Below are 23664 nucleotides of genomic sequence, written 5' to 3' on the forward strand. Positions count from 1 at the left end.
TTATAGCATTCCTGCGGTACAGCACTTCTCGCTATAAATAAAATAAATCTATATTTTTTAATTATTAAGCTTATTACTATAAAAGTTTTAAATCATAGTCCTAAGCCGTATTACAAAGACATTACAGAATTTTAAAATGCCAACCAGTTACCATATTTTTTACATAATACTTACTATTAAGCCATAAATACTGATTTTCAATATCATTTTTTCTTATTTATTCAAATACCTTTTATCTGCTTTCCCTGACGCATAAGTTCTTTCTTTCTAAACCGTTATAAATTAAATACTTCTTAATATTTTGAATATTTTTACAAGAATTACAGCTAAGTTGGCACTTGCTTTGCTTAAAAAGAATACAGCATTATCTTCACACAACAAGAAAGGTGAACTTTACGATGAAAATAAATAAACTAGTCGGATCTATGGGGGCTCCAACGGTTGGCAAAACGATACTCAAGTTAAGTACGCTTACCTTAAGTATGATGTGTTTTTCTTTAGCACATGCAGCAGATGAAGCAGAAAATTCTGGGGCACAACCGACCAAAGTTCAGAAAGTGACAGTGACGGGGTCGTCGATTAAAGGGGTTGCAGCACAAAGCGCATCACCAATTACTGTACTTAAAGTTGAAGATCTGGTGAATCAGGGGGTCACCACGGTTGAAGAAGCCATTAATAAAGTCAGTGCTAACCAAGCCGGCTTCGCTGTTTCCCAAAATATCGGTAAAAGTAATACTTCGGGTTCAGCTGCCAACCTGCGTGGTATTGGTACCGATAAGACTCTAGTTTTATTAAATGGCCGTCGTTTAGCAAATAGCCCTTTCAGTACCTCTGAAGTTAACCTGAATATCATTCCACTGGCGATGGTTGACCGTATCGAGATCCTGCGTGATGGTGCTTCTGCGGTATATGGTGCAGATGCAATTGCCGGGGTAATTAACTTTATTATCAAAAAAGAATACCAAGGTTTTGGTATTTCGGGCGGACTGCAAGCACCGGAAGAAAAAAATGGCGACAAGTATGATGTTTCGATTTTCGGTGGTTATGGGGATTTGGACGAACAGGGATTTAACGTTTATGGTGTAATCGACTATCGTACTTCCGATATGATTATGGCCAAAGACCGTAAAGTCAGCCGTCGTGGTGGCTTGATTCCTGAACTCAACATGTCAATTGGTTCCGGTTCGGGCTTTCCTGCTAACTTGCAATCCTCAACTCTAGGCATAGTTAACCCTTATATTAATCAGAACTGTAATAATGCTCCAAATATGTTCATCTCAGGGAGTCGCTGCCTGTTAAATACTCAAGCACTCATTGGCATTACTCCAGATGAAGAAACCTTTTCTGCTTTAGCCAAAGGTACATTTAAACTCACCGATTCATTAAATGCCGTTGCTGAATATATTTATACCGAAAGTGAAGTGACCACTTCAATTGCCCCAGATGTATGGGCTGGAACCCTTTCTATTCCAGATACCAGCAAATACTACCCGGGCCAAGGTATTACGCCAGGCATTGCTGGTCTTACAGATACAAGAGTCCCACTTTTTTTACGTTCACAGTCAGGTAACCGCGTTTCTCAATCAGTGAATGAATCAAACCGGTTCTTTGCAGGAATCGAAGGTGAGGTTTTAGGCTGGGATGTAAATGGTGGCGTAACTTATGCCAAAAGTGAAGCAACTGACAATTTCGTCAGTGGTTATCTGAACCAGAGTCAGGTTCAGGCTGCGCTTAATGATGGCACCTTAAATCCATTTGGTCCTCAGGCAGCTGCAGATGCTGGAAAATGGTCGACCTTTGATGTAGCAGGCGCGACCAATATGGCTAGCTTGGATTCCACCACCTTAGATTTCACTGTCAGTCGCCCAATCTACGAACTACCTGCGGGTGAAGTTGGCTTTGCCTTGGGCGGAAGCTTTACCACTCAGGACTGGGAAGCCAAGGTCAATGCGGATCTGGTTCGACAGGTTCCAGGTAGTGGTATTGATCCGGACAAGCCTGCAAGTTCTGGTGACCGTGATATCACTGCAGTATTTACCGAATTTCACATTCCAATCTTGCCGAGCTTAGAAGCTCAACTTGCGGCGCGTTATGATGACTATAGTGACTTTGGTGACACTTTTAATCCAAAAGTATCTCTACGCTGGGAACCAATGAAAGAACTGATGTTCCGTAGCTCTTATAGCACCGGATTCCGTGCACCAAGTATGTGGGAAATTAACTCCTTACAAAGTGAAACCAATACCAGCACCAACTTTAATAACCCGCGTTTTTGTAATGCAGACGGCACACCGAACAACATCGAGTTTGCCGATCAGTGTGGTATGCAGTTCAAGCGTAAACAGGGTGGTAATCCGGACTTACAGCCGGAAGAGTCAACCTCTTTTACAGCCGGTTTCGTGTATGAGCCGATCAAGAATCTGGTCTTCACTGCCGATTACTACAATATTGACATTGAAGGTCTAGTTAGCTCAGTTACACCTAATGATATTTTCAATGATCTTGATCGCTATGGCAACCTGATCGTTTATGCACCAGATGGCCGTATTCAGTATTTAAACACCACCTTACAAAATATGGGTGGCTTAAAAACTGAAGGGATTGACCTTAGCCTGAATTATTTAACCCCAATGACAGCGACCGGCCGCTTCGGTTTCGGCATTGATGGGACCTATGTCATCAAAATGGATGAGCAAGAAGAACCGGGTGGCTCATGGAAAGGTTTGGTGGGCATCTATGATGATCCTGCAGTCGTTCGTTGGAGACATATTGCCAATATCAACTGGTCTTATGAAAACTGGAAAATGAGACTAGAACAACAATATATCCGTGGTTATGAAGACTTTTCACAAGAACGTGATGTAAGTGCTTATACGCTTTATAACTTTGCAGGAACCTATAACGGATTCAAAAATCTGGAGCTAACTGCTGGTATCCGTAACATGTTTGATGCAGAACCACCTGCTTCTGATGCAACCAATAATGCCCAATACGGCTATGATCCTCGTCATGGTGACCCAATGGGCCGTACCTACTTCTTACGTGGTACCTATAAATTCTTTTAATTAATCTTTTCGCAAACACTGCTGCCAAGCGGTGTTTGCAGTTTTCCCCGTTTAATTTTAGTCGAACAAAAAAATAATGCTGCCTGTAACCAAAAACAATTTTCTCATCAGTGCACTATTTCCTGTTTGTCTTAAATTCTAGGAGTCATGATGGGCACAAAGTTTGAAGACTTAGAAAAAAACTCCGCCAAGAAACTGACGGGTATTGGGGTGGTGGTTTTTTTGCATATCCTGGTTGGCCTGGTACTCATGGCGGGTATGGCAAAAGACATTATTAAACCGGCCGAACAGCCGGTTGAGCTGATGATTATCCAGGATATTAAGCTACCTGAACCTGAACCACCAAAAGAAACCCCGCCAGAACCACCGAAAATAGTGGAAAAAGTGGCACAAGTGCCTGAGCTAAAACCGGTTGAAAAAGTGGTTCCTGTACAGAAAATGCTTGCTACACCCACACAAGCAACGACTGTTGCAGTACCTACACCTGTTGCCGCCAGTCCTTCGCCAAGTCCCGTGGCAGCACCGGCTCCAGTCGTCGCAGCTGCTCCAGCACCAACTCCTCCACCCGCTGGTGTAACTCGCGGTGTGGCACAAGGTGAAGTAGGTTGTAAACGTCCTGACTATCCACGCGATGCACTCATGAATGAAGAACAAGGTGAAGTCCTGATCTCTGTCTATGTAAATACCGACGGTAAGGTCAAAGATGCCAAAGTAAAAAGTTCGAGCGGTAGTCGCTCACTGGATCGTGCAGCATCTAAGGCATTCAGTTTATGTACCTTTAAGCCGGCCATGAAAAATGGTGAGCCGCAAGAATCTTGGTATGACATTCCCTATGAATTTGTCCTTGACTAACAGATACAACAGATAAAGAAAAAAATCAGGAGATCTATGATGAAAAAATCACTAAAACCTTTAAAAAATATGACTGCTGCTGGTGTGATTGCCATAAGCGCCTTATTACCTTTGCAAGCTGTTTTTGCAGAACAGTCCGCTACTCCAAATACGAGTGCAACCACTGAAACAACGGCTACAACACCCGCAACACCTGCAACACCTACTCCGCCACCACTTCCGGCTGAACCCGTAGCCGAAGAGCCTGCGTATAATCCTTATGGTTTAGAAGCCATGTGGAAAGAAGGTGATATCGTTTCTAAAATCACCCTCTTTATTTTGGTTGTCATGTCGATCGGTACCTGGTACATCATGATCAGCAAATGCCTGCAACAAGGCAAAATACGCAAACAGGCCAAACAAGCTGAAAATACCTTCTGGGAATCTTCTTCTCTGGATAATGCGACCGAAAACCTGGACGAAGCCAGCGTCTACCGTTTTATTGCGGAAAAAGGCATCAATTCAACCAAAAATCATGGTGGTAATTTACTTGAGCGTATCGATTTCAATACCTGGGTCACCATTTCGATTTCGCGTGCAATCGACAAAATTCAGAACCATCTGAGTGGTGGTCTGGCCTTCCTTGCGACAGTCGGTTCGACTGCACCCTTTGTTGGCCTGTTTGGTACAGTTTGGGGGATCTACCATGCACTGACTGCCATTGGTGTTTCAGGTCAGGCATCAATCGATAAAGTTGCTGGCCCGGTAGGTGAAGCCCTGATCATGACTGCAATCGGTCTGGCAGTCGCAGTACCGGCAGTACTCGGTTACAACTGGTTGACTCGCCGTAATAAAGCGGTCATGGAAGAAGTGCGTACTTTTGGTTCTGATTTGCACGCAGTATTACTCAGCGGTGAAATCACGACCAATAATTCTGTTAATCGTGACGTAAAGTAAGAGTGAGGCATCAGCCATGGGAATGATGGTCAATTCAAACGACAGCGATGATGAGGTAATTGGAACCATTAATACCACACCTCTGGTTGATATTATGCTGGTTCTGCTCATTATCTTCCTGATTACTGTGCCGGTCGCAATCCATACCGTCCCTGTCGATCTACCTGAAGAAAGAAATGTGCCCTATGAAACCAAACCAGACAATGTTCAGCTGGCCGTCAATAAAACTGGAGATATTTTCTGGAACGAAATTTATATTGCAGATAAACCCGTTTTACTGAGCCGCTTACAGGCTGAAGCGCAAAAGACACCTCAGCCTGAAGTACATATCCGCGGCGATCAGTTAACCCCTTATGAGGCGATTGATCAGGTGATTAGTACCACCCAACAAGCCGGTATTGGCAAAATTGCTTTTGTCACGACACCGCCCGCTACACCTTAAAAGCGAAGAAGGATTAAGTTTATGGGTATGAATGTGGGTTCGAATCAAGATGATGATGTGATGTTGGATGTCAACATGACGCCACTGATTGATGTCATGCTGGTCTTGCTGATTATGTTTATTATCACGATTCCATTACCAAATAATTCTATTAATATCGATCTGCCCAACGGAACGCCACCTGTGACCGATGAAAAACCGCCTGAGCTGGTGGAATTACGTCTGGATGCACAAGGCAAAATGTTCTGGAATGAACAGCCCGTAGAAAGCCCTCAGGCTCTGGAAATTCTGTTTCAAACAGTGGCCAGAAAAGCAGATCAGGATCAGATTAAAATCAAAGCGGATCGTGCCACCGAGTATAAACATATTGCGATGGTCATGGCTTCTGCACAGCGTCTGGATGTCAAAAAAATTGGCATTATGAGCAATAACACGCCGTAATTTTCACCCCAGAAAAAAAACCCAGCATATGCTGGGTTTTTTGATTGATCTGATCTTACATCTGCGATTGAATATAATTTTGCAGGCCAATCAGTTCGATCAGACGCAATTGTTTTTCCAGCCAGTAGGTGTGATCTTCTTCGGTATCTGACATTTGCTGGCGCAGCATATCACGGGTGATATAGTCCCCTTTTTCTTCGCACAGCTTGATGCCCTGTGCCAGTTTTTCCCGCACATGGTATTCAAGTTTCAGGTCGGCTTTCAGACAGCTCACCACATCTTCACCAATCTCAACGTCATCGCGTTGCATGTTTGGTGTACCTTCCAGGAACAAGATACGACGGATAATCGCATCCGCATGCTGGGCTTCTTCCTGCATTTCATGGTCGATACGTTCAAAGATTTTGGTTAAGCCCCAATCTTCATACATCCGAGAGTGAATCAAGTATTGGTCACGAGCAGCCAGTTCGCCACCGATCAACATATTTAAATAATCTACGACTTCTGGATTACCGCGCATTTGAATTACTCCCTGCCTTTATCTGGCTATTATGGAGAAACTCAAAGGATTTTGCAAAGCCTAACATTGGTTAAATATATGATTTTTATATAATTAAAATGAGAAGTACTTGCATTTACAGTTCGAGCTAGACTAAATCCCATTTATAAAACAATACTTTGCACTGTCACGACTATTCACTTTAAGCAGAATCTGCCGGATAAATGCATCAGTTAAGATTTGTAAGTATTCATTAAAACCCGCAAGATTGCTTATTTTTGTATAAACATCACCGATTTGGCGTACTTAATGCATAAATTTCGCTTATCATTCAGACAAATTTAAAACAACAATGGTTTAACTATGACAAATCTACACACTACAGCGCCGGTTCTGGTTACCGGTGCATCGGGTTATATTGCCAGCTGGGTCATCCAGAAATTACTCACACAAGGCTACACCGTACATGCCACGGTACGTGACCTGAATAAAAATAAAAGCTTTGCCCATTTAGAAAAAATTGCCGATAACAGTCCAGGCACTTTAAAGTTATTTCAGGCCAATTTATTAAGCCCAGGCTCTTTTGATGCAGCCATGCAAGGTTGTGAAATTGTGTTTCATATGGCCTCGCCTTTTGTGGTCACCAATTATAAAGATGCGGTCAAAGATATTATTGAACCTGCGGTTTTAGGCACTGAAAATGTATTGAATAGTGTCAATCAGACAGAATCCGTAAAACGTGTGATTGTTACCTCGAGTATTGCCTCTACCTATGGCGATGCCATTGATATTCTGCAAACTGAAAATAACAGTTTTGATGAATCACACTGGAATACCACCAGCTCGGAAACGCATCAGCCTTATCCTTATTCTAAAGTCATGGCTGAACGCAAGGCCTGGGAGATGGCAGACGCACAGGATCGCTGGACGCTGGTTTGTATTAATCCGGCACTGGTTTTTGGTCAATCCTTAACCCCCAATACCCAGTCCGGAAGTGTCGAGGTCTTGCAGCAATTCGCCAATGGCATGACGCTACTCGGTGTTCCACCCATGTGGAATGGTGTGGTCGATGTGCAGGATGTCGCTGAAGCACATCTCCGTGCTGCATTTAAACCGGAAGCACATGGGCGTTATATTATTTGTAGTGAAAGCCTGAGCCTGCTGGAAATGGGTCAGATTTTAAGAGAAAATTTTGGCAATAAGTTCCCCTTCCCGCGCAATCAGTTGCCAAAAGCGGCCTTTAAACTGTTTGGGCCATTGGCAGGCTTTAGCTCTAAGTTTGTGGAACTGAATATGGGTTATCCAATTTTCTTTAATGCCCAGAAAAGTAAAGATGAGCTCGGCATTGAGTATCGTCCGGTACAAGAAAGTCTGGTCGAACATTTCCAGCAACTGCTGGATGATGGCATAGTCAAAAAATATATTCCTTAAAGTTTATAGATTTAAAAAGCCACCTGAAGGTGTAATGCTGATCAGTTAAGGAGTTTAGAAATAGACTCTTTAACTTTTTAGTCGTTCACTACGGAGTCTTAATGTTATAAATCAAATACTTGAAAATAATTTATTACTTTGGTTTCGCCTAAATGAGAAGCGAAGCTTCGTAAGGAAGGCATCTTGCGGAGCAACACTCCTCACCGCAAAACTCGTCAGCCACCATCGACTAGTAAATTTGTCGCAGAAACAATCATTTTTAAATCTAGTTTTGCCTCAAACAGTTGCGGATGACTTTTCTACTTGTCAAATATAATCATGAATTTAAAAAAGAAAATGCCAGTCAATTTCTTAACTGACTGGCATTACCTCTAAAGGCGCTTTTTAAATGACTGTGCTTCAATCAAGTCCTGATTTAGGCTTCAAGCTGACCATAGTCTTTCATCAAGGCAATAAACTGTTCTTCATTAATCACAGCTATCCCGAGCTTTTCTGCCTTGTCCAGTTTGGAACCGGCTTTTTCACCCGCCACCACACATTTGGTTTTGCTCGATACACTGCCGCTGACTCGCGCGCCTAATGCTTGAAGCAACTGAGTCGCTTCATCACGCCCCATGGTGCTTAATGTTCCGGTGACCACCCAACTTTCACCATTGAGTGGTTGGCGTGTTGGCGCAATGGGTGCATCCCAGTGAATGCCGGCAGCCAGTAAACGATCCAGAACTTCCAGATTATGCGGCGCCTGAAAGAAATCAATAATCCATTCTGCGGTAATATCCCCCACATCTGGCGTTTTTTTGAGTGCTTCGATATCCGCGATACGTAATGCATCCAAGGTCTGGAAATTATTGGCCAGCATGCGCGCTGTAGTTTCACCCACGCCACGAATACCGAGTGCATAAATAAAAGCGGCCAGTGTGGTTTTCTTACTGTTCTCAATAGAATCTATTAAATTCTGAACAGATTTTTCACCCATTTTTTCAATCTGTAGCAGCTGCTCACGATGTTCATGCAGGTGATAAATATCCGAGACATCTTTCAGCAGATTTAGATGCAGCAAAGATTCTGCCCAGCGATCCCCCAGACCCTCAATATCCATGGCTTTACGTGAAACAAAGTGACGAATCGCCTCAATACGCTGCGCTGCACAATACAGCCCACCCGAACAACGCGCCAAGGCTTCACCTTCCGGCATCACCACCGGTGAATCACAGACTGGACATTGCTCAGGTAAATGCACTTCAACGGCATCCACCGGGCGGAATTCCGGCCAGACTTTTTCCACTTTAGGAATTACATCGCCACTTCGGTAAACACTGACGGTATCGCCAATCCGTACATCGAGACGGTGAATTTCACCAATATTATGCAAGGTCACATTAGAAACAGTCACGCCGCCGACCGCGACCGGATTCAAACGTGCTACCGGCGTCAGAGTTCCGGTACGACCCACCTGCCAGTTAATATTTTCAACCGTGGTCAAGGCTGCAACTGCGGGGAATTTATAAGCGGTGGCCCAACGCGGCTCCCGACTCAGAAAACCGAGTTGCTGCTGCTGTTTCAGGTCATTGACTTTAATCACCATGCCATCAATTTCTACACTGAGGCTGGCACGTTCCTGAATAATCTGTTCATAGACTTTTTGCACGTCCTGGATACTGTCACAGATAAAGTGACGCTCGCCAACCGCAAAACCGAACTGATGTAACCATTCCAGACTGGCGGACATGGTGGTTTGACCATGATGCGGTACACACTGTGCAATCCCATAAGCATAAAAAGCCAATGGCCGCGAGGCAGCAATGTTCGGATCCAGCTGACGCAAACTTCCTGCCGCAGCATTACGCGGATTGGCAAAGGTCTTTTCACCTTTAGCCGCATTGGCTGCATTCAGTTTCTCAAAACCGGATTTTGGCATCAACACTTCGCCGCGTACTTCTAACAAATCGGGAATAATGCCATTCACCGGAGATAAAAGTTTCGGCAGGTTACGAATGGTCCTGACATTCTGGGTGATGTCTTCACCGGTTTCCCCATCGCCGCGCGTCACCCCACGCGTCAGTACGCCATGCTCATACCACAGGGAAATGGCCAGTCCGTCAAATTTCAGTTCAACATCATATTCAATTTCTTGATTCGGTAAACGTTCTTCAATACGGCGGGCAAAAGCAAACAGGTCGTCCTGATGAAAGACATTGCCTAATGACAGCATCGGAACAGCATGCGTAACGGTGACAAATTTTGAAAGTGCTTGCCCACCGACTTTATCGGTCGGGCTATCGGACTGGATCAGATCGGGATATTGTTGTTCTAGGGCTTTAAGCTGATGAAAGAGCTGATCATATTCACTGTCTTCAATGCTCGGTTGATCCATCACATAATAAGCATGGTTATGCTTGGCAAGCAGTTGAATCAGTTGACGCATTTGCGCAATGACAGTGGCATCTTGGGTCATAATTTCACCATAAAAAAGGGCGGAAAATCCGCCCTGTAGAATATTCAGCTTTTGGCTATTATAAAAATTGCAGTCTCCAGATTCAACTTGGAGATTAAACAAAACCGCTTAAACTTCTGTCGGTTGACCGGCACGATAATCAATGGCTTGATGGCGCCAGAATTCACGTAATTGTGGGGTAAATTCCTGCTGGTTCTGATCATAGACCAGACCATCGACTTCACGGGCAATCAGACGTGAAATACTGTCCATGGTATCAAAGGCATTTTGTACATCGCTATGCGGTAAAGCCAGGAAGAAAGCCAGACCTTTGACTTCCTGAGTCGACAATGTTTCCAGATCAAAGCCTTCCATACCCGTATCGGTCATTTGCAGTACCGAAAATAGCAGTTTTGAATCATCTTCACTATAACGGTGGAAACAGGCCAGTTCGCCATAACGCAGACCATATTTGAGTAAGACTTTCAGGGTTTTATCACCTGAAAGTACACGGCCTTGCGGATAGATATGCAGAGAAATAATGGTTTCAGCACTGGATAACGCACTTTCTTCATCCACTATTTTTTGCTCATGCAGATGGGCATCCAGAATACTGCTTTCATCATTAAATTCAGAAATTTCTGCTTTTTCGATGTTGCTGTTCAGACTAAATTCGGTAGCTGTATCTTTATTTTCAGGCTGGTTATTTTCCGGTTCTACTTCGGCCGGCTTTTGCTCCAGTGATGTTTCGGCTGGTTCTGTAGTTGCAGAGCTTGCCACCACTTCAGCTTCGGTCATTGGACTCGGCTCGACCGCTGCAGCTGTCTCAAGCACTGCTGGCTCAGCCAAGGTCGGTTCAGGCTTGCGAAATGCCGAAGGTTTTTCAGGAGCCTTTTCTTCTACGCTCAGGCTCGGCTCTATACGTTGTGCCGGATCTGCGTTCTGCTTTGCCAGTTGCGATCGTACATGCCGAGGAATGACAGGGGTCTGGCTATCCGGATCGATATGCAGGTTAGCATCCAGTGAAGGGACTGCCTCTACAGGTTTTTTGAGCAGCATTCTAATGCCCAACAGCATGATGATAATTGCAATAACAATCCCGATAATGGTGGTGATTTCCATATTATACCTCCGCAGCTAAGCCGTATTCTTTTGCCTGTTCCAAATTTACTGTCACTAATTTTGAGGTTCCCGGTTCAGGCATGGTTACACCTAAAAGATCAGTCGCCATCATCATTGCAAGTTTGTTATGGGTAATATAAATAAATTGCACGTGTTCAGAAAGCTCTTTGACTAAATTACAAAAACGTCCCACATTGGCATCATCTAGTGGTGCATCGACTTCATCGAGTACACAAAAAGGTGCCGGATTTAAGCGAAAAATCGCGAATACCAGTGCCAATGCAGTTAAAGCCTTCTCCCCACCGGAGAGTAATGCCAAGGAGCTATTACGTTTACCCGGTGGTCGGGCCATCAGTTTTACACCCGATTGCCATCCATCTTCAAGACTTAAACTCGCCTCGCCCCCTTCAAATACTTTCGGGAACAGGTTTTGCAGTTCGGCATTGACTTGATCAAAAGTGTGCATAAACAGTTTGCGGGTTTCCTGATCAATACTTTTCATCGCAGCTTGTAGCTGTTCCACAGTATTTTCCAGATCCTGCATCTGGTGGCTCAGTTCCTCATAGCGTTTCGAGACTTCTTCATATTCTTCAGAAGCCGCCAGATTCACTGCACCGAGCTTATCGAACTGCGCCTGAGCTTTTTCCAGTTTCGCCTGATGGGTTTTGACATCAATAGTTAAACCGCTGATGACTTCATGATTCAGTTCTTTTAATTGTTCTGAATAATGCTGCAAATCAGATTTGGCTGCCTGCCAGGCCAGACGTTTGGCTTCCAGTGCTGTACGCAGTTTTTCATCCTGCTGCTGGAAACTGTGACGCTGTTCAGTCAGCTGCTGCTGTTTGCTCTGCACCTGATTTAATTCGATCTGCCAGTCGGTCCAGGTTTTTTGCAGCTTTTCAGTGATCTGCGCCTGTTCATTAAACTGGCTCTGTAAAGCAGGCAATTCTAGCTGTACCGGATCGACAAATTTCTTGGCCTGCTCGATTTGTGCAGTAATTTGTTGATACTGTTCTATTAAAAATACCTGATCTTTTTCCAGCAATTCAATCTGCTGCTGACTCTGTACGCTTTGACGGCGCAGCAGTTCCAGTTCCTGCTGCGCTTGCTGGCTAAGCTGCTGCGAGTCATCTAACTGAGTGCTCAATGCTTCCAGCTGGAATTGCAGGGTTTTATAATTTGGTAGCGCTTGTTCCAGCTTAATATTCAGAGCATGCAGATCAATTTCCAGATCGTCTTTCTGCATGGCATCTTCTTCTAGCTGCTCATCGAGTTGTTGCAGCTGATGCTGTAATTGCTGCTTCTGTAATGCGAAAGCCTGAGCACTGCTTTGTACTTTGGCAATATTGACATCGAGTTGTTGCAGTTGCTTTTGTGTGTGCTTGTGCTGCTCACTGATCGTTTGAATCTGGGTTTGTAAATCCTTCACCCGAGTATTCAGTTCAGGCAGTTGCTCTTCAGCCTGACTAAGTTGGGTATTCAGTGCTGATAACTGAAGCTGGATTTCCTCCAGACGGATACGATGACTCAATGCGCCCTGAGCGGCTTGGCTCGATTCATCATAATCCAGCGCAATCACCCAATCAGGCCCAACCTGATAGCCATCCAGACTGAGTAGGGTCTGACCTTGCAAAAGCCCAGTTTGAAGTTTCAAGGCTTGCGCTAATGAATCTACAACTGCAACCTGCTGCCACAGTGAATACTGTGGAGATTCAATCCAGTCGGCCAGACACACCGTATTGGCAATCTGAATTTTATCCTGTACAGCATATGGTTTTAACTGACGCGCCCGATCTTCAAGAAAGTTTTCACCCTCTGCCAGAATCTGGGCAGACAGCCATTTTGCCAGAAACTTTTCGATCAGCTTTGCATGGTCTTTGCCTGCATCGTTGAGCTTAAGTACATGCATCAGCTGTAGTGCATCGGCCTTGGCATGTGGATTGGCTTTGGTCAGCAATTGACTGAGGTTTTTCTGTTCTGAATGCAGCACCTGAATTTCAGATTTTAACTGCATCAAGCACTGCTGCTGTTCTGCCTGCTCGGTCTGAACTTGGGCCAATCGATCTTGCAATACAGTGCGTTGCGCTTCACATGTGAATAGCTGCTGTTCGATCTCAGTCTTGTCTTGTTGATATTGCTCTAGCTCATCTTGTTGCGCTTGATGCTGAATCTGTATGCTCTGTTGCTGTACGGTCTGTTTTTGCTGTTCAATCCGCTCAATATTCTTGGCTAGTTGTTCACTTTGAGCCAACATTTGTAATTTACGCTGCTGCTGCTGTTCGACCTGAGTTTTGATCTGGGCAAATTGTGCCGCGACTGTTGTATGTTGTGATTTGAGATCAGCCAGATTTTGGCTCTGCGCCTGATTCTGGCCATCTTGCTGCTGCAATTGTGCTTGCTGATCTTCAGCTTGCTGCTGCAAGGTATCGAGTTGCAGTTCAATCAATTGCAAACGCTCTTTGGTCTGAGCTTTTTGCTGTTCCAGCTTGACCAGACTGGTGGAATTTTGCTCGAGCAAAGACTGTTTTTGCTGCAAGGTCATTTCCAGTTCGGCCAGTTTTTTCTCGGCCTGTTGCCATTCACTTTGCAAAGGTGTCGATTGCTGAATCAGACGCTGAAACAGTTCACTGGTACGACCTAAATCATGTTCAACCGTAGTCAGCTCGGAACGCACCAGCTTAAAATTATCTCCGAGAGTATTCATCTCCACGGTATATTCTTCTTGCAAGCGCTGGCTTTGTTCACACTGGAAAGACAGGATTTCAATCTTGATGCTGCGAATCTGTTCTTCCAGTTGCTTATATTGAATCGCGCTTTCAGCCTGACGTTTCAGGGTTTTTAACTGAGATTTCAGTTCAGAGGCAATATCTTCCAGACGCGACAGGTTTTGCGTGGTGTGATCCAGATGCAGCATGGTTTCACGGCGCCGTGCCTGATAACGCGAAACCCCGGCAGCTTCTTCAATATAGACCCGCATTTCATCCGGTTTGGCATCGACCAGACGGTTGATCATGCCCTGTTCAATAATCGCGTAAGAACGTGGCCCCAGACCGGTGCCCAGAAAAATATCGGTAATGTCACGACGACGGCATTTGCTGCCATTCAGGAAATATTCAGACTTGCCATCGCGGTTGACCTGACGGCGGACTGCCAGTTCATTATAGGCATTATAAGCACCGCCCAGTTTGCCATAGGTATTGTCAAAGCGCAGTTCTACACTGGCCATACCCACCGGTTTACGCTTGGCAGTTCCGGTAAAAATCACGTCCTGCATGCTGCCACCACGCAGCTGGCGCGCACTGGACTCGCCCATGACCCAGCGTATGGCATCAATGACGTTAGATTTACCACACCCGTTCGGTCCCACGACTGCAGTACGATTATCTTTAAAATGTAAAGTGGTACTGTCGGCAAAAGATTTAAAGCCTGAAAGTTTTAAACTGCTTAAACGCATAATGTCCTGATTTAACGTCGTGAGCGTCTGGCCCACGCGAGTTCAATTTGTTTCATCCGTGTCAGAGATTCCAACACAAGGTTGCGTAAGTGTCGACAAAAATCTTCCATAAATAAAGCGGCCTGATGGGTTTTTCGTATCAAAATTGCTTCAGTGACCAGTTTAAATAAGTCGAAAGATTCCTGTAACTCGCGTCTGGAAATATTCAGGGTCAGGAAATAGCTACGCCGCAAACAAGGTAACAGTTCCTGATAGTAGCGCATCAGATAGGGATTTCCGACCATCTCATGTTGCTGGGCCATGCCCTGAAAGATCAGATCATAAAACTTTTCTGTATGTCCTTGGCGAGTTTCTGCTTCTAATTGTTCTAATAATAGCTGAATGCGCTCGGCTTCATGACTCCGCCAGGTTTCAGCCATACGATGCACCATCTGCCCCAGCAATAAAGAGGTAATATCAAATAAGGCCCGCACCTGCAAGGCCGACATTTCCGAGACAATGGCACCGCGACGCGGATAAATTTCAATCAGCTGGGTGCGTTCCAGCAACAGCAGGGCTTCACGAACCGACCCTCGACTGACATCCAGCTCCGAGGCAATCCTGAGTTCCTGTATACGTTCGCCTTCGACCAATTCGCCGCGAATAATCTGTTCGCTAATGTGTTTGGCAATCTGCTCAGACAAACTGTGTGCTTGTTCTAATGGCATACCGTTCCTGTCTTTATTTTTATGGATACTGGTTCAGCCCATGATTTGGGCTATATTGCTATTAGACAGAATTTTTTCGATGAATACTGTGACATTGTCAGACAATCTTGTGTCTCTACAGCCAACTCAAGTTCATAAAAAAGGAGAATAGTGAACCATTCTCCTTAGGTGATACATCAGTTCAACCTAAAAAATTAAATCAGGCCATAAAACCTTGATAAATAAAATACAGACCGACGGTGGTCAGTAAAGCCGCAAAACATTTTTTCAGTACCGCAGGTGAAAGTAAATGTGCCACTTTTGCACCGAGTTTGGCGGTAAAAAAACTCATCATACTGATGCCAATAAAGGCATAAATATGGATATAGCCAATCGTATTTGGTACTGTGACCTGGGCCTGTTGACCAAACCAGATAAAGCCTAGTGCGCCTGCCACGGCAATCGGCAATCCACAAGCCGCAGAGGTCGCCACGGCTTTTTGCATCACGATGCCACAGCGATTCAAAAACGGGACTGTCAGACTACCGCCACCAATCCCAAAGATCGCCGATGCCACACCAATCCCACCGCCCGCAGCGAGTTGTACCGGGGTTGAAGGCAATTTTTTATTCGGATCGACCTGAACATTGGCGCCTTTAAACATTCTAAACGCCACCCAGACTGCAAAGAACCCGATCAACAGCTGCAAGCCTTGACCAGATAAATAGTCAGCAATCCCTGCGCCCAGGAAGGAACCAATAATCAAGCCGGGTGCCAGATTACGAAATACCGACCACAACACGGCACCTCTTTGATGATGCGCCATGACCGAACTGATCGAGGTGACAATAATGGTAGCCAGAGAAGTCCCCACCGCCATGTGCATAATCACGCTGGGATCGTACTGGAGCTGGGTAAAAACAATGTACAGAATCGGCACAATAATCAAACCACCACCGACCCCAAACAGGCCAGCGGTAAATCCTGCAATTGCACCAATCAATAAATATATGATTAACTCCATAACGATATTTACCACGTTTAGATTCAAATGGATGTAGAAACTCGTGAACTGCAACAACGATTAAGCGATGCAGGCCAGCTTCCGGAAGTATTGCTCATCAAACCGATTACCACATCGACCAATGACGATGTGCGGGAATTGGCAACCAAGGGGGTACAGCAGGTTCTGGTCTGTAGCCATGTGCAGACCCAAGGCCGTGGGCAGCGCCAGCGTCAATGGATTTCACCTGAAGGGAATATCTATTTAAGCACATTGCTGCATACACAAAAACCCATCGATGGCCGTTTGGCTCTGGAAATTGCGTTAAATATCCTGCAAATGCGCAGTCTACAAGGGCTGGACTTGCAAGTAAAATGGCCGAATGACCTGTATAGCGTCAAAGGCAAATGGGGCGGCATTCTGGTAGAACCGATTTCACCTACGCAAGTGGTGGTCGGGGTCGGGATCAACCTCAGTCCAATGTCTGCTGAGGTTCCCGAGCAGCAAGTGACCTCATTGAATGAGTTGGGCCTGCATCAGGGTTCACGCATTCAGCTGATTGCAGAACTGTATCTGGCGATTCAGCAAGCCGGACAATGGTTTAGTTATGGCAGCCAGAATCTGTCTGGTCGTTTCAATCGACATGCCGCTTTTATCCAAGAGAGGGTTGAATTTACCGATCTGCAAGGGCAATATTCAGGAAAATTTCTGGGTATTCAGGATGATGGCGCTGTTAAAATCGCAACTGAAACAGGTGTCCACATCTTTTACCAAGGTCAATTACGGCTCAAAAATAATCCTTGAACAGGCATAATCCATGAAGAAACTATGGCTAGATATTGGCAATACCCGACTCAAATACTGGATTACCGAACAAGATCAGATCATTGAACATGCAGCGGAATTACATTTACAATCCCCTGCCGATTTGTTACTTGGCCTGATCCAGCACTTTAAAACGCTGGATCTGGATCAGGTCGGATTGTCTTCGGTTCAGGACAAAACCAATAATGAGCGCATTCTTAGTATATTAGATGGTCTGCATATTCCAGTGATTTTTGCTCAGGTGCAGGCCCAATATGCTGGCCTGATTTGTGGCTATGATGAACCCGCACAACTGGGGATTGACCGCTGGCTACAGGTACTTGCTGTCGCGACCCAGCCTCATGAGAATTATTGTGTGATTAGTTGTGGTACAGCGCTGACCATTGACCTGATTCAAGGACAACAACATTTAGGCGGTTTTATTCTGCCAAATTTATATTTGCAACGTGATGCACTAATTCAGAATACCAAAGGCATTAAAATTCCGGATGCCGCATTTTCTGAGCTCAATCCCGGACGCAATACCATCGATGCAGTACATCATGGCATTCTGCTCGGTCTGCTCAGCACCATTGAAAAAGTGCTGCATGATTTTCCGGCACAGCTGGTACTAACCGGTGGAGATGCTCCAGTGTTTGCCCAGCATCTTGAGCCGTATCAGCCGAGGATTGAACCTGATCTTCTGCTTAAAGGTTTGCAGCATTTTGCGGCTCATTTGCCAGACACAGTTTCATGATTTCGAGCAATTGAGGAAATTCGGTAAATCCATCACATTTGTTAAAATGTCCGGCTTTTTTAATCTCAAAAATTTGAGCATTTAAGCTGTGGGCCAAGCGCAAGGAAACCGGTGCAGGTACAAAAGGATCATTACTGGAGATCAGCATGACCGCGCGTTTATAGCTATACGGCAGGTTGTTCAGATCCAGTCGTGTCGCCTGCAGCATTTTATTCAGTTCCGACCAGGCCACCAGCGGTGTATCGAAAGCTGAAACCAGAATGACCCCGCCGATCTTGCGGTGCTGCTGGAGATAATGTTGCTGTAAAAAACTTAAAACACTGAGTCCACTCAGGCCATGGGCAACTAAAAACGTATGCTCATCCAGATGTGGAATATGCAGTTTCAGATTCTGCTGCCATTCTTCTAGATCAGGCTGAAAAGGATTGGCCAGCATAATCCGTTTTGAATCAACACCGACATTTTTGAGTTGGCGACTCAGCCACGGATACCAATGGTCATTTGAGGTGGCCTGATAATCAGGCACGATATAGACTTTGTTGATTATATTTTTCATCGTGTTTTACTTATTATAATTGAGCACAAAGTGCTTTGGCAAAAAATACTATTAAACAGTCTGAAGATGAAATTCAAGTAACTTTTTGCATCCCATCTCAGACTCAATTTGCAAATTGAACGAATCCAACAACCTGCTTAAGATTCAGCTTTAATCAGATAAGGCTCAATCACTTTCCAGAGTTCTGGCAGGTCGGTACAGCCTTCTGAATCGATAAAATGTCCCTGATGCTTGGCACTCACCACAATCGCATCCAGACTGTCTGCCTGTTCCAGGCTAAATTCAGGCTCCACCCGATCATCGCCTTCAGAATAAATCACCACACGTTCTGCCACCTGCTGTTTAAGCAGATCAAAATCGATCTCAGCGGCATCAATAAATGGGTTTACTTCATCTAAACGACCCAAGCGGCCATTAAATCCTGCGATCAATACCAATTGCTGAATCTTTTGCTGTTTTAATTCTCTGGATAAGTAATGCAATACAGCCACAGTTCCCAGGCTATGCCCGATAAAAATACTGTCTTCATCAATCCCCTCAATCTGCTCACGCATTTGCTGGTCCCACACCTCCAGCTTGGGTGTGGTCGATGGGTCAAGTCGCAGTACTTTTAAGCTGACATTTTCCTGTTGGGCTTTTTCCTGAATCCATGGAAACCAGTTTTCTTCAGGGCTTGCAGTATAACCATGAACGATGATCACTTGAGCCATTTTAAATTTCTCTTTGTTTTGTGCTGATATTCCTGAGTCTGCCTGATTGGATTTTTATTTTGGGTAAGTAAATGTTGTTTTGTTTAAACCGGTTTTCTGATTGATACATAATAAAAAAGGCGCATTTCGCGCCTTTTTTAAATCAGAATCTTATTTCTTGTCATTGCCGCCGAACAGTGGGCCCATGCCGCCACCGCCGCCAAACTGTTTCTGCAAACCACCGAGTGATTTCATCATTTTTGCCATACCTGACGGATTGGCAAACTTCTTCATCATCTTGGCCATTTGCGCATGTTGTTTAATCAACTTGTTGACTTCCGCCACTTCCATACCACAACCTGCTGCGATACGTTTTTTACGGCTTGGGTTCATCAAGTCTGGATTACGGCGCTCTTTGATGGTCATCGACTGGATAATCGCTTCCATTTTCTTGACCTGCTTTTCAGGATTGGCCTGGGCCAACGCATCTTGCAGACCGGCATTGCTCATGCCAGGAAGTTTGTCCAGGAAGCCCATCATGCCGCCCATCTTGTTCATCTGCTCAAACTGCATCAGCATATCTTCAAAGTTGAAGCTGCCGCCTTTTTGCAGTTTTTTCGCCATTTTTTCGGCTTTTTCTTTGTCGACCTTACGCTCAAGTTCTTCGACCAAAGAAAGGACGTCACCCATACCCAAAATACGCTGCGCGATACGTTCAGGATGGAATGGCTCCAAGGCATCGAGCTTTTCGCCCATCCCCAAGAATTTGATAGGCTTACCGGTAATGGCACGTACAGACAATGCCGCACCACCGCGTGCATCACCATCGGTTTTGGTCAGGATCACACCGGTTAAAGGCAAGGCATCATTAAAAGCTTTGGCCGTATTCGCTGCATCCTGACCGGTCATGGCATCGACCACGAACAGGGTTTCAGTCGGGTTAATCGCCGCGTGCAGCTCTTTAATTTCGTCCATCATGTCATTATCGACATGTAAACGACCGGCAGTATCGACAATTAACACATCAGCAAACTGGATTTTTGCCTGTTCAATCGCACGATTTACAATCGTAATCGGTTTTTCGTCTGCGCTAGATTCCAGGAAAATCGCACCGACTTCGCCTGCAACCGTTTGTAGTTGCTTGATCGCTGCGGGACGATAGACGTCGGCAGAAACCATTGCCACTTTTTTCTTTTGACGTTCTTGTAAAAAGCGTGCCAATTTTGCTGCAGTGGTGGTTTTACCTGCACCTTGCAGACCTGCCAGCAGGACAACGACCGGTGGTTTTGCGGCAAGGTCAAGGCTTTCATTGGCCGCGCCCATCATTTTGGTCAATTCGTCATGAACGATTTTGACAAAAGCCTGTCCAGGAGATAACTGAGTCATCACTTCCTGGCCCAATGCCTCTTCCTTAACTTTCGCGATGAATTCACGAGTTACAGGTAACGCAACATCGGCTTCAAGAAGCGCCATACGCACTTCACGTAACGTATCTTTAATATTGTCTTCGGTTAGCTGCCCTGAGCCAGTAACATTTCTTAAACTCTGCGTGAGTCGTTCTGTTAAGGTATCAAACATTGCAAAATCCGCTTAAAATAGCCATGAGCAAAAAATTGTTTCTTAAAATAGAAAATTTATGCATAGAATGCTATAGGATACTGTAGTTCGCAGCGAATTTATATAAATGAATATTCATCACCCTTAAAAAGGTTTGACATGGTTAGCCTCCCCTTGGTTTATACGATCTTAGCATTAGTCGCTTATACCGCTTCCTTCTGGTATCTGTTCATTCATTTAATGTCTAAACGTACTCCTAATCAATGGTTTGTTTCGCTAACTGCCCTGCTTGGACTGGGCTTACATGCGCTGGTTTTATATGGCGATATGCACACCCCGCTTGGCATCAATTATGATGTCTTTGCCCTGTTTTCCTTTACTTCGGGCTTGATGCTGTTACTCAGTATTATTTACAGTACATATCGTCCAATTATCGCCTTGAATCTGATTGGTATTCCCGTGGCCGCCACGGGTCTAATTCTCGGCTTTGTCTTTACCCAGCCGGCTAAAATCATTAGCCAAAATTCTCTGGGCCTGGACATTCATATTATTTTGTCTTTGTCTGCCTATGCCGTATTGCTGATGGCCACCATTCAGGCTGTGATTTTGCGTTTGCAGGATCGTGAACTCAAGAAAAAGCAAAAACGCCGGGTCTGGGTCAGCCTGTTACCGTCTTATCAGGACATGGAATCACTGCTGTTTGATATGCTGATGACCGGTTTTGTTTTACTTACCCTCGCTTTAGGCTTTGGCTTTTTTACCATCGACAATTTCTTTGCCCAGCATCTGGCACATAAAACAGCGTTCAGTATTATTTCCTGGCTGGTTTATGGTTCACTATTAATCGGACACTGGAAGTTTGGCTGGCGTGGCCAGAAAGCCGTGCGCTTTACCCTACTCGGTTTTGGTTTGCTGGCACTGGGTTTTATTGGTTCTAAATTCGTGCTGGAAATGATCTTGGGGCGATAATTCTGAGCCTTGAAATATTCAATTCATTGTTCAATAAACAGGCTTTAGCTTGAGTATTCTTTAAAGGATTATACGCCCCGCACGCACTGATAATGGCCAGCGAATGACTCTAGGCAATTCTGGATCTTCCCATTCTGGCAATAAAGCATCTGCCAGTACATCCAATGGATTATGTCCAAGTGCTTTAGTGGCAGCTTTCACGGCTGACCAGGTACTCATATAACCAATTAACTGATAAAAGTTCCATTCAACCTGTAATACCGGTGGCTGAATCGTAATTTCCTGAAAGGGAAATGGTAGATTTTTATATCCTTCATCTACATGGCGACCATTCAGGCCGTGATCTTGCGACTTCAGGATCGTGAGCTCAAAAAGAAGCAAAAACGCCGGGTTTGGGTCAGTTTGTTGCCTTCTTATCAAGACATGGAATCACTCCTGTTTGATATGCTGATGACCGGTTTTGTTTTACTTACCCTCGCTTTGAGCTTTGGCTTTTTCACCATCGATAATTTCTTCGCCCAACATCTGGCACATAAAACTGCGTTCAGTATTATTTCCTGGCTGGTTTATGGTTCACTATTAATCGGACACTGGAAGTTTGGCTGGCGTGGCCAGAAAGCCGTGCGCTTTACACTTTTAGGTTTTGGTCTGCTGGCACTGGGTTTTATTGGTTCTAAATTCGTGCTGGAAATGATTTTGGTACGTTAACATACGCTAACCTAAAGCCCACACTACGTTTGAGTGCCGTCATCAAAATGTCATATTCAAAAATTATGGTTAAAGTGCATTAAAAATACACCAAGGATCATGATGATAAAATTACTTTCAAGTTTAGCACTACTTTGTTTATCCAGCGCAAGTTTCGCAGATTATCACTGTCACGGTAGCATTAAAGATCGCACGATTGATGATAATGTCAGTATCAGCCAAAACTGTCAGATTGATAATGCCACCATTAAAGGCAATGTCATGCTGTATCAGGGTGCTCAAGCAGTAATTTCAAATACTGCGATTGATGGCAATCTGGAATCGAAAGGACGTTTTAGCTCGGTTCTGGCACAACATAACCGGATTGACGGCAATATCCAGCTAGAAGGCGGTCAGACGATTCAGCTCACTGCCAATCAGGTAGAGGGTGACATCCAGCTGAAAAAGAATACCCAAAAAATTACTGTAAATGACAATGTGGTTGACGGTAATTTGCAATGCGAATCCAACCGCATTCAACCGATCGGTGGCAATAACCGGGTCAATGGTGACAAAGAAGGTCAATGTCGCCGTTTATAATTTTTATAAATGAAATAAAAAACTTGGCTGATACAATCATCAGCCAAGTGCTAAATTAATGATTCTTTTTAATTTGATATTCTGCATCAAAGGCCTGATAGTTCAGGCGATCTGCTGAATCTTCAGACAACGGTTCAACTTCCTGCATCGAGGACAAGCAGCGCTCTGTCAGCTGAATATATTCCTGCGTCCCTTTGCTTTTCCAGACGATTTCTTTGACATCCAAGGGACGAATCACCCGCGCTGGACTACCGAGTACCAGTGAGTTTTCCGGAATTTGAGCTTTGGCTTTAACCGTACTATTAGCACCGATAATGGTATTTTCACCAATTTCGGCTTCATCCAGAATCACGCTGTTCATGCCCACCAGTACATTTTTGCGAATGATACAGCCATGTAAAATCGCGCCATGTCCGATATGGCCATATTCTTCAACCAGCGTAATACTGCCGGGAAAGCCATGAATGGTACAGGAATCCTGAACATTGGCATTTCTCTGGATGTGAATCCCGCCAAAGTCAGCTCTCAAGGTGGCAAAAGGCCCGATATATACGCCCTCTTCAATCACCACATCCCCAATCAAGACGGCTTGTGGATGTACATAAGCGCGAGGGCTGACCACAGGAATCACACCATCAATGGCATAACACGGCATTATTTTATTCCTTTAAAAATGCAGA

20 protein-coding genes and 2 pseudogenes are annotated in these 23664 nt (G+C 44.8%); 11 read left to right on the forward strand and 11 right to left on the reverse strand.

Annotated elements, in window-relative coordinates; all coding sequences use genetic code 11:
- Positions 1-398 precede the first annotated feature (398 nt).
- The 5 genes from FTU44_RS10340 to FTU44_RS10360 all read left to right on the forward strand — a co-directional run bounded on the left by FTU44_RS10340 (position 399) and on the right by FTU44_RS10360 (position 5736).
- A complete protein-coding gene (locus FTU44_RS10340; protein ID WP_180050578.1) occupies positions 399-3065 on the forward strand; it encodes a TonB-dependent receptor in 2667 nt (888 codons plus the stop codon).
- A 150-nt stretch (positions 3066-3215) separates the two neighbouring features.
- Complete coding sequence (locus FTU44_RS10345; protein ID WP_180050581.1) at positions 3216-3917, forward strand: energy transducer TonB; 702 nt, start codon at positions 3216-3218, stop codon at positions 3915-3917.
- Positions 3918-3953: 36 nt separating this feature from the next.
- The gene (locus tag FTU44_RS10350; RefSeq protein WP_159516618.1) at positions 3954-4853 is read left to right on the forward strand and encodes a MotA/TolQ/ExbB proton channel family protein; all 900 of its coding nucleotides are present in this window, start codon (positions 3954-3956) and stop codon (positions 4851-4853) included.
- Between the two features lie 16 nt (positions 4854-4869).
- Positions 4870-5295 carry a biopolymer transporter ExbD gene (locus tag FTU44_RS10355; protein WP_180050584.1) on the forward strand — a complete coding sequence of 142 codons (426 nt, stop codon included), beginning with the start codon at positions 4870-4872 and terminating at the stop codon, positions 5293-5295.
- 21 nt (positions 5296-5316) lie between these two features.
- A complete protein-coding gene (locus tag FTU44_RS10360; protein ID WP_180050586.1) occupies positions 5317-5736 on the forward strand; it encodes a biopolymer transporter ExbD in 420 nt (139 codons plus the stop codon).
- A gap of 55 nt (positions 5737-5791) precedes the next feature.
- On the opposite strand, the gene bfr is transcribed toward FTU44_RS10360, so the two are convergent.
- A complete protein-coding gene (bfr, locus tag FTU44_RS10365) occupies positions 5792-6256 on the reverse strand; it encodes a bacterioferritin (RefSeq protein ID WP_180050590.1) in 465 nt (154 codons plus the stop codon).
- 342 nt (positions 6257-6598) lie between these two features.
- On the opposite strand from bfr, the gene FTU44_RS10370 reads away from it, so the two are divergent.
- Positions 6599-7666: an aldehyde reductase gene (locus FTU44_RS10370; protein WP_180050593.1), complete on the forward strand. Its 1068-nt coding sequence runs from the start codon at positions 6599-6601 to the stop codon at positions 7664-7666.
- Between the two features lie 415 nt (positions 7667-8081).
- Here FTU44_RS10370 and ligA read toward each other — a convergent pair whose 3' ends face one another.
- From ligA to FTU44_RS10395, 5 genes are all read right to left on the reverse strand, one after another.
- On the reverse strand, positions 8082-10121 hold the full coding sequence (gene ligA, locus FTU44_RS10375) for an NAD-dependent DNA ligase LigA (protein WP_180050596.1): 2040 nt from the start codon (positions 10119-10121) through the stop codon (positions 8082-8084).
- A 108-nt stretch (positions 10122-10229) separates the two neighbouring features.
- Positions 10230-11222 carry a cell division protein ZipA C-terminal FtsZ-binding domain-containing protein gene (locus tag FTU44_RS10380; RefSeq protein WP_180050599.1) on the reverse strand — a complete coding sequence of 331 codons (993 nt, stop codon included), beginning with the start codon at positions 11220-11222 and terminating at the stop codon, positions 10230-10232.
- A 1-nt stretch (position 11223) separates the two neighbouring features.
- Entirely contained in the window at positions 11224-14676 is a 3453-nt protein-coding gene (gene smc / locus FTU44_RS10385; RefSeq protein WP_180050655.1) for a chromosome segregation protein SMC, read from the reverse strand.
- A gap of 11 nt (positions 14677-14687) precedes the next feature.
- Entirely contained in the window at positions 14688-15383 is a 696-nt protein-coding gene (locus FTU44_RS10390; protein WP_005095938.1) for a GntR family transcriptional regulator, read from the reverse strand.
- Between the two features lie 199 nt (positions 15384-15582).
- Positions 15583-16386: a sulfite exporter TauE/SafE family protein gene (locus FTU44_RS10395; protein WP_005172427.1), complete on the reverse strand. Its 804-nt coding sequence runs from the start codon at positions 16384-16386 to the stop codon at positions 15583-15585.
- A gap of 27 nt (positions 16387-16413) precedes the next feature.
- Between FTU44_RS10395 and FTU44_RS10400 the strand changes: the two genes are divergently transcribed.
- Both FTU44_RS10400 and FTU44_RS10405 read left to right on the forward strand, forming a co-directional pair.
- Positions 16414-17169 (forward strand): biotin--[acetyl-CoA-carboxylase] ligase, encoded by a 756-nt coding sequence (locus tag FTU44_RS10400; RefSeq protein WP_180050602.1) that lies wholly within the window; start codon positions 16414-16416, stop codon positions 17167-17169.
- 13 nt (positions 17170-17182) lie between these two features.
- Positions 17183-17926 carry a type III pantothenate kinase gene (locus FTU44_RS10405; protein ID WP_180040317.1) on the forward strand — a complete coding sequence of 248 codons (744 nt, stop codon included), beginning with the start codon at positions 17183-17185 and terminating at the stop codon, positions 17924-17926.
- On the opposite strand, the gene FTU44_RS10410 is transcribed toward FTU44_RS10405, so the two are convergent.
- The 3 genes from FTU44_RS10410 to ffh all read right to left on the reverse strand — a co-directional run bounded on the left by FTU44_RS10410 (position 17877) and on the right by ffh (position 20749).
- On the reverse strand, positions 17877-18482 hold the full coding sequence (locus FTU44_RS10410) for an alpha/beta hydrolase (protein ID WP_180050605.1): 606 nt from the start codon (positions 18480-18482) through the stop codon (positions 17877-17879). The genes FTU44_RS10405 and FTU44_RS10410 overlap by 50 nt on opposite strands.
- 137 nt (positions 18483-18619) lie before the next feature.
- Positions 18620-19192: an alpha/beta hydrolase gene (locus FTU44_RS10415; RefSeq protein ID WP_005095930.1), complete on the reverse strand. Its 573-nt coding sequence runs from the start codon at positions 19190-19192 to the stop codon at positions 18620-18622.
- 150 nt (positions 19193-19342) lie between these two features.
- The gene (gene ffh, locus FTU44_RS10420; RefSeq protein ID WP_005095929.1) at positions 19343-20749 is read right to left on the reverse strand and encodes a signal recognition particle protein; all 1407 of its coding nucleotides are present in this window, start codon (positions 20747-20749) and stop codon (positions 19343-19345) included.
- A 138-nt stretch (positions 20750-20887) separates the two neighbouring features.
- Here ffh and FTU44_RS10425 point away from each other — a divergent pair, with 138 nt between their 5' ends.
- On the forward strand, positions 20888-21697 hold the full coding sequence (locus FTU44_RS10425) for an inner membrane protein YpjD (protein WP_180050608.1): 810 nt from the start codon (positions 20888-20890) through the stop codon (positions 21695-21697).
- Between the two features lie 60 nt (positions 21698-21757).
- Here FTU44_RS10425 and FTU44_RS15300 read toward each other — a convergent pair.
- Positions 21758-22024: pseudogene (locus FTU44_RS15300) on the reverse strand (class I SAM-dependent methyltransferase); the annotation flags it as partial.
- Here FTU44_RS15300 and FTU44_RS10435 point away from each other — a divergent pair.
- Together FTU44_RS10435 and FTU44_RS10440 are read left to right on the forward strand one after the other, a co-directional pair.
- Positions 22013-22405: pseudogene (locus FTU44_RS10435) on the forward strand (inner membrane protein YpjD); the annotation flags it as partial. The pseudogenes FTU44_RS15300 and FTU44_RS10435 sit on opposite strands and share 12 nt — an antisense overlap.
- Before the next feature lie 102 nt (positions 22406-22507).
- Positions 22508-22984, forward strand: a complete 477-nt coding sequence (locus FTU44_RS10440; RefSeq protein WP_180040319.1) for a hypothetical protein — start codon at positions 22508-22510, stop codon at positions 22982-22984.
- A 55-nt stretch (positions 22985-23039) separates the two neighbouring features.
- Here the strand turns inward: FTU44_RS10440 and FTU44_RS10445 are convergent, their stop codons facing one another.
- Positions 23040-23639 carry a DapH/DapD/GlmU-related protein gene (locus FTU44_RS10445; RefSeq protein ID WP_180050611.1) on the reverse strand — a complete coding sequence of 200 codons (600 nt, stop codon included), beginning with the start codon at positions 23637-23639 and terminating at the stop codon, positions 23040-23042.
- Positions 23640-23664 lie beyond the last annotated feature (25 nt).

It is taken from the genome of Acinetobacter sp. YH12105, assembly GCF_013419095.1.
GTDB lineage: Bacteria > Pseudomonadota > Gammaproteobacteria > Pseudomonadales > Moraxellaceae > Acinetobacter > Acinetobacter pseudolwoffii.

Bases quoted from the DNA above. Each gene is read 5' to 3' on its own strand.
- FTU44_RS10340 (WP_180050578.1), top strand. From the start codon at position 399: ATGAAAATAAATAAACTAGTCGGATCTATGGGGGCTCCAACGGTTGGC.
- FTU44_RS10345 (WP_180050581.1), top strand. From the start codon at position 3,216: ATGGGCACAAAGTTTGAAGACTTAGAAAAAAACTCCGCCAAGAAACTG.
- FTU44_RS10350 (WP_159516618.1), top strand. From the start codon at position 3,954: ATGATGAAAAAATCACTAAAACCTTTAAAAAATATGACTGCTGCTGGT.
- FTU44_RS10355 (WP_180050584.1), top strand. From the start codon at position 4,870: ATGGGAATGATGGTCAATTCAAACGACAGCGATGATGAGGTAATTGGA.
- FTU44_RS10360 (WP_180050586.1), top strand. From the start codon at position 5,317: ATGGGTATGAATGTGGGTTCGAATCAAGATGATGATGTGATGTTGGAT.
- bfr (WP_180050590.1), bottom strand. From the start codon at position 6,256: ATGCGCGGTAATCCAGAAGTCGTAGATTATTTAAATATGTTGATCGGT.
- FTU44_RS10370 (WP_180050593.1), top strand. From the start codon at position 6,599: ATGACAAATCTACACACTACAGCGCCGGTTCTGGTTACCGGTGCATCG.
- ligA (WP_180050596.1), bottom strand. From the start codon at position 10,121: ATGACCCAAGATGCCACTGTCATTGCGCAAATGCGTCAACTGATTCAA.
- FTU44_RS10380 (WP_180050599.1), bottom strand. From the start codon at position 11,222: ATGGAAATCACCACCATTATCGGGATTGTTATTGCAATTATCATCATG.
- smc (WP_180050655.1), bottom strand. From the start codon at position 14,676: ATGCGTTTAAGCAGTTTAAAACTTTCAGGCTTTAAATCTTTTGCCGAC.
- FTU44_RS10390 (WP_005095938.1), bottom strand. From the start codon at position 15,383: ATGCCATTAGAACAAGCACACAGTTTGTCTGAGCAGATTGCCAAACAC.
- FTU44_RS10395 (WP_005172427.1), bottom strand. From the start codon at position 16,386: ATGGAGTTAATCATATATTTATTGATTGGTGCAATTGCAGGATTTACC.
- FTU44_RS10400 (WP_180050602.1), top strand. From the start codon at position 16,414: ATGGATGTAGAAACTCGTGAACTGCAACAACGATTAAGCGATGCAGGC.
- FTU44_RS10405 (WP_180040317.1), top strand. From the start codon at position 17,183: ATGAAGAAACTATGGCTAGATATTGGCAATACCCGACTCAAATACTGG.
- FTU44_RS10410 (WP_180050605.1), bottom strand. From the start codon at position 18,482: ATGAAAAATATAATCAACAAAGTCTATATCGTGCCTGATTATCAGGCC.
- FTU44_RS10415 (WP_005095930.1), bottom strand. From the start codon at position 19,192: ATGGCTCAAGTGATCATCGTTCATGGTTATACTGCAAGCCCTGAAGAA.
- ffh (WP_005095929.1), bottom strand. From the start codon at position 20,749: ATGTTTGATACCTTAACAGAACGACTCACGCAGAGTTTAAGAAATGTT.
- FTU44_RS10425 (WP_180050608.1), top strand. From the start codon at position 20,888: ATGGTTAGCCTCCCCTTGGTTTATACGATCTTAGCATTAGTCGCTTAT.
- FTU44_RS10440 (WP_180040319.1), top strand. From the start codon at position 22,508: ATGATAAAATTACTTTCAAGTTTAGCACTACTTTGTTTATCCAGCGCA.
- FTU44_RS10445 (WP_180050611.1), bottom strand. From the start codon at position 23,639: ATGCCGTGTTATGCCATTGATGGTGTGATTCCTGTGGTCAGCCCTCGC.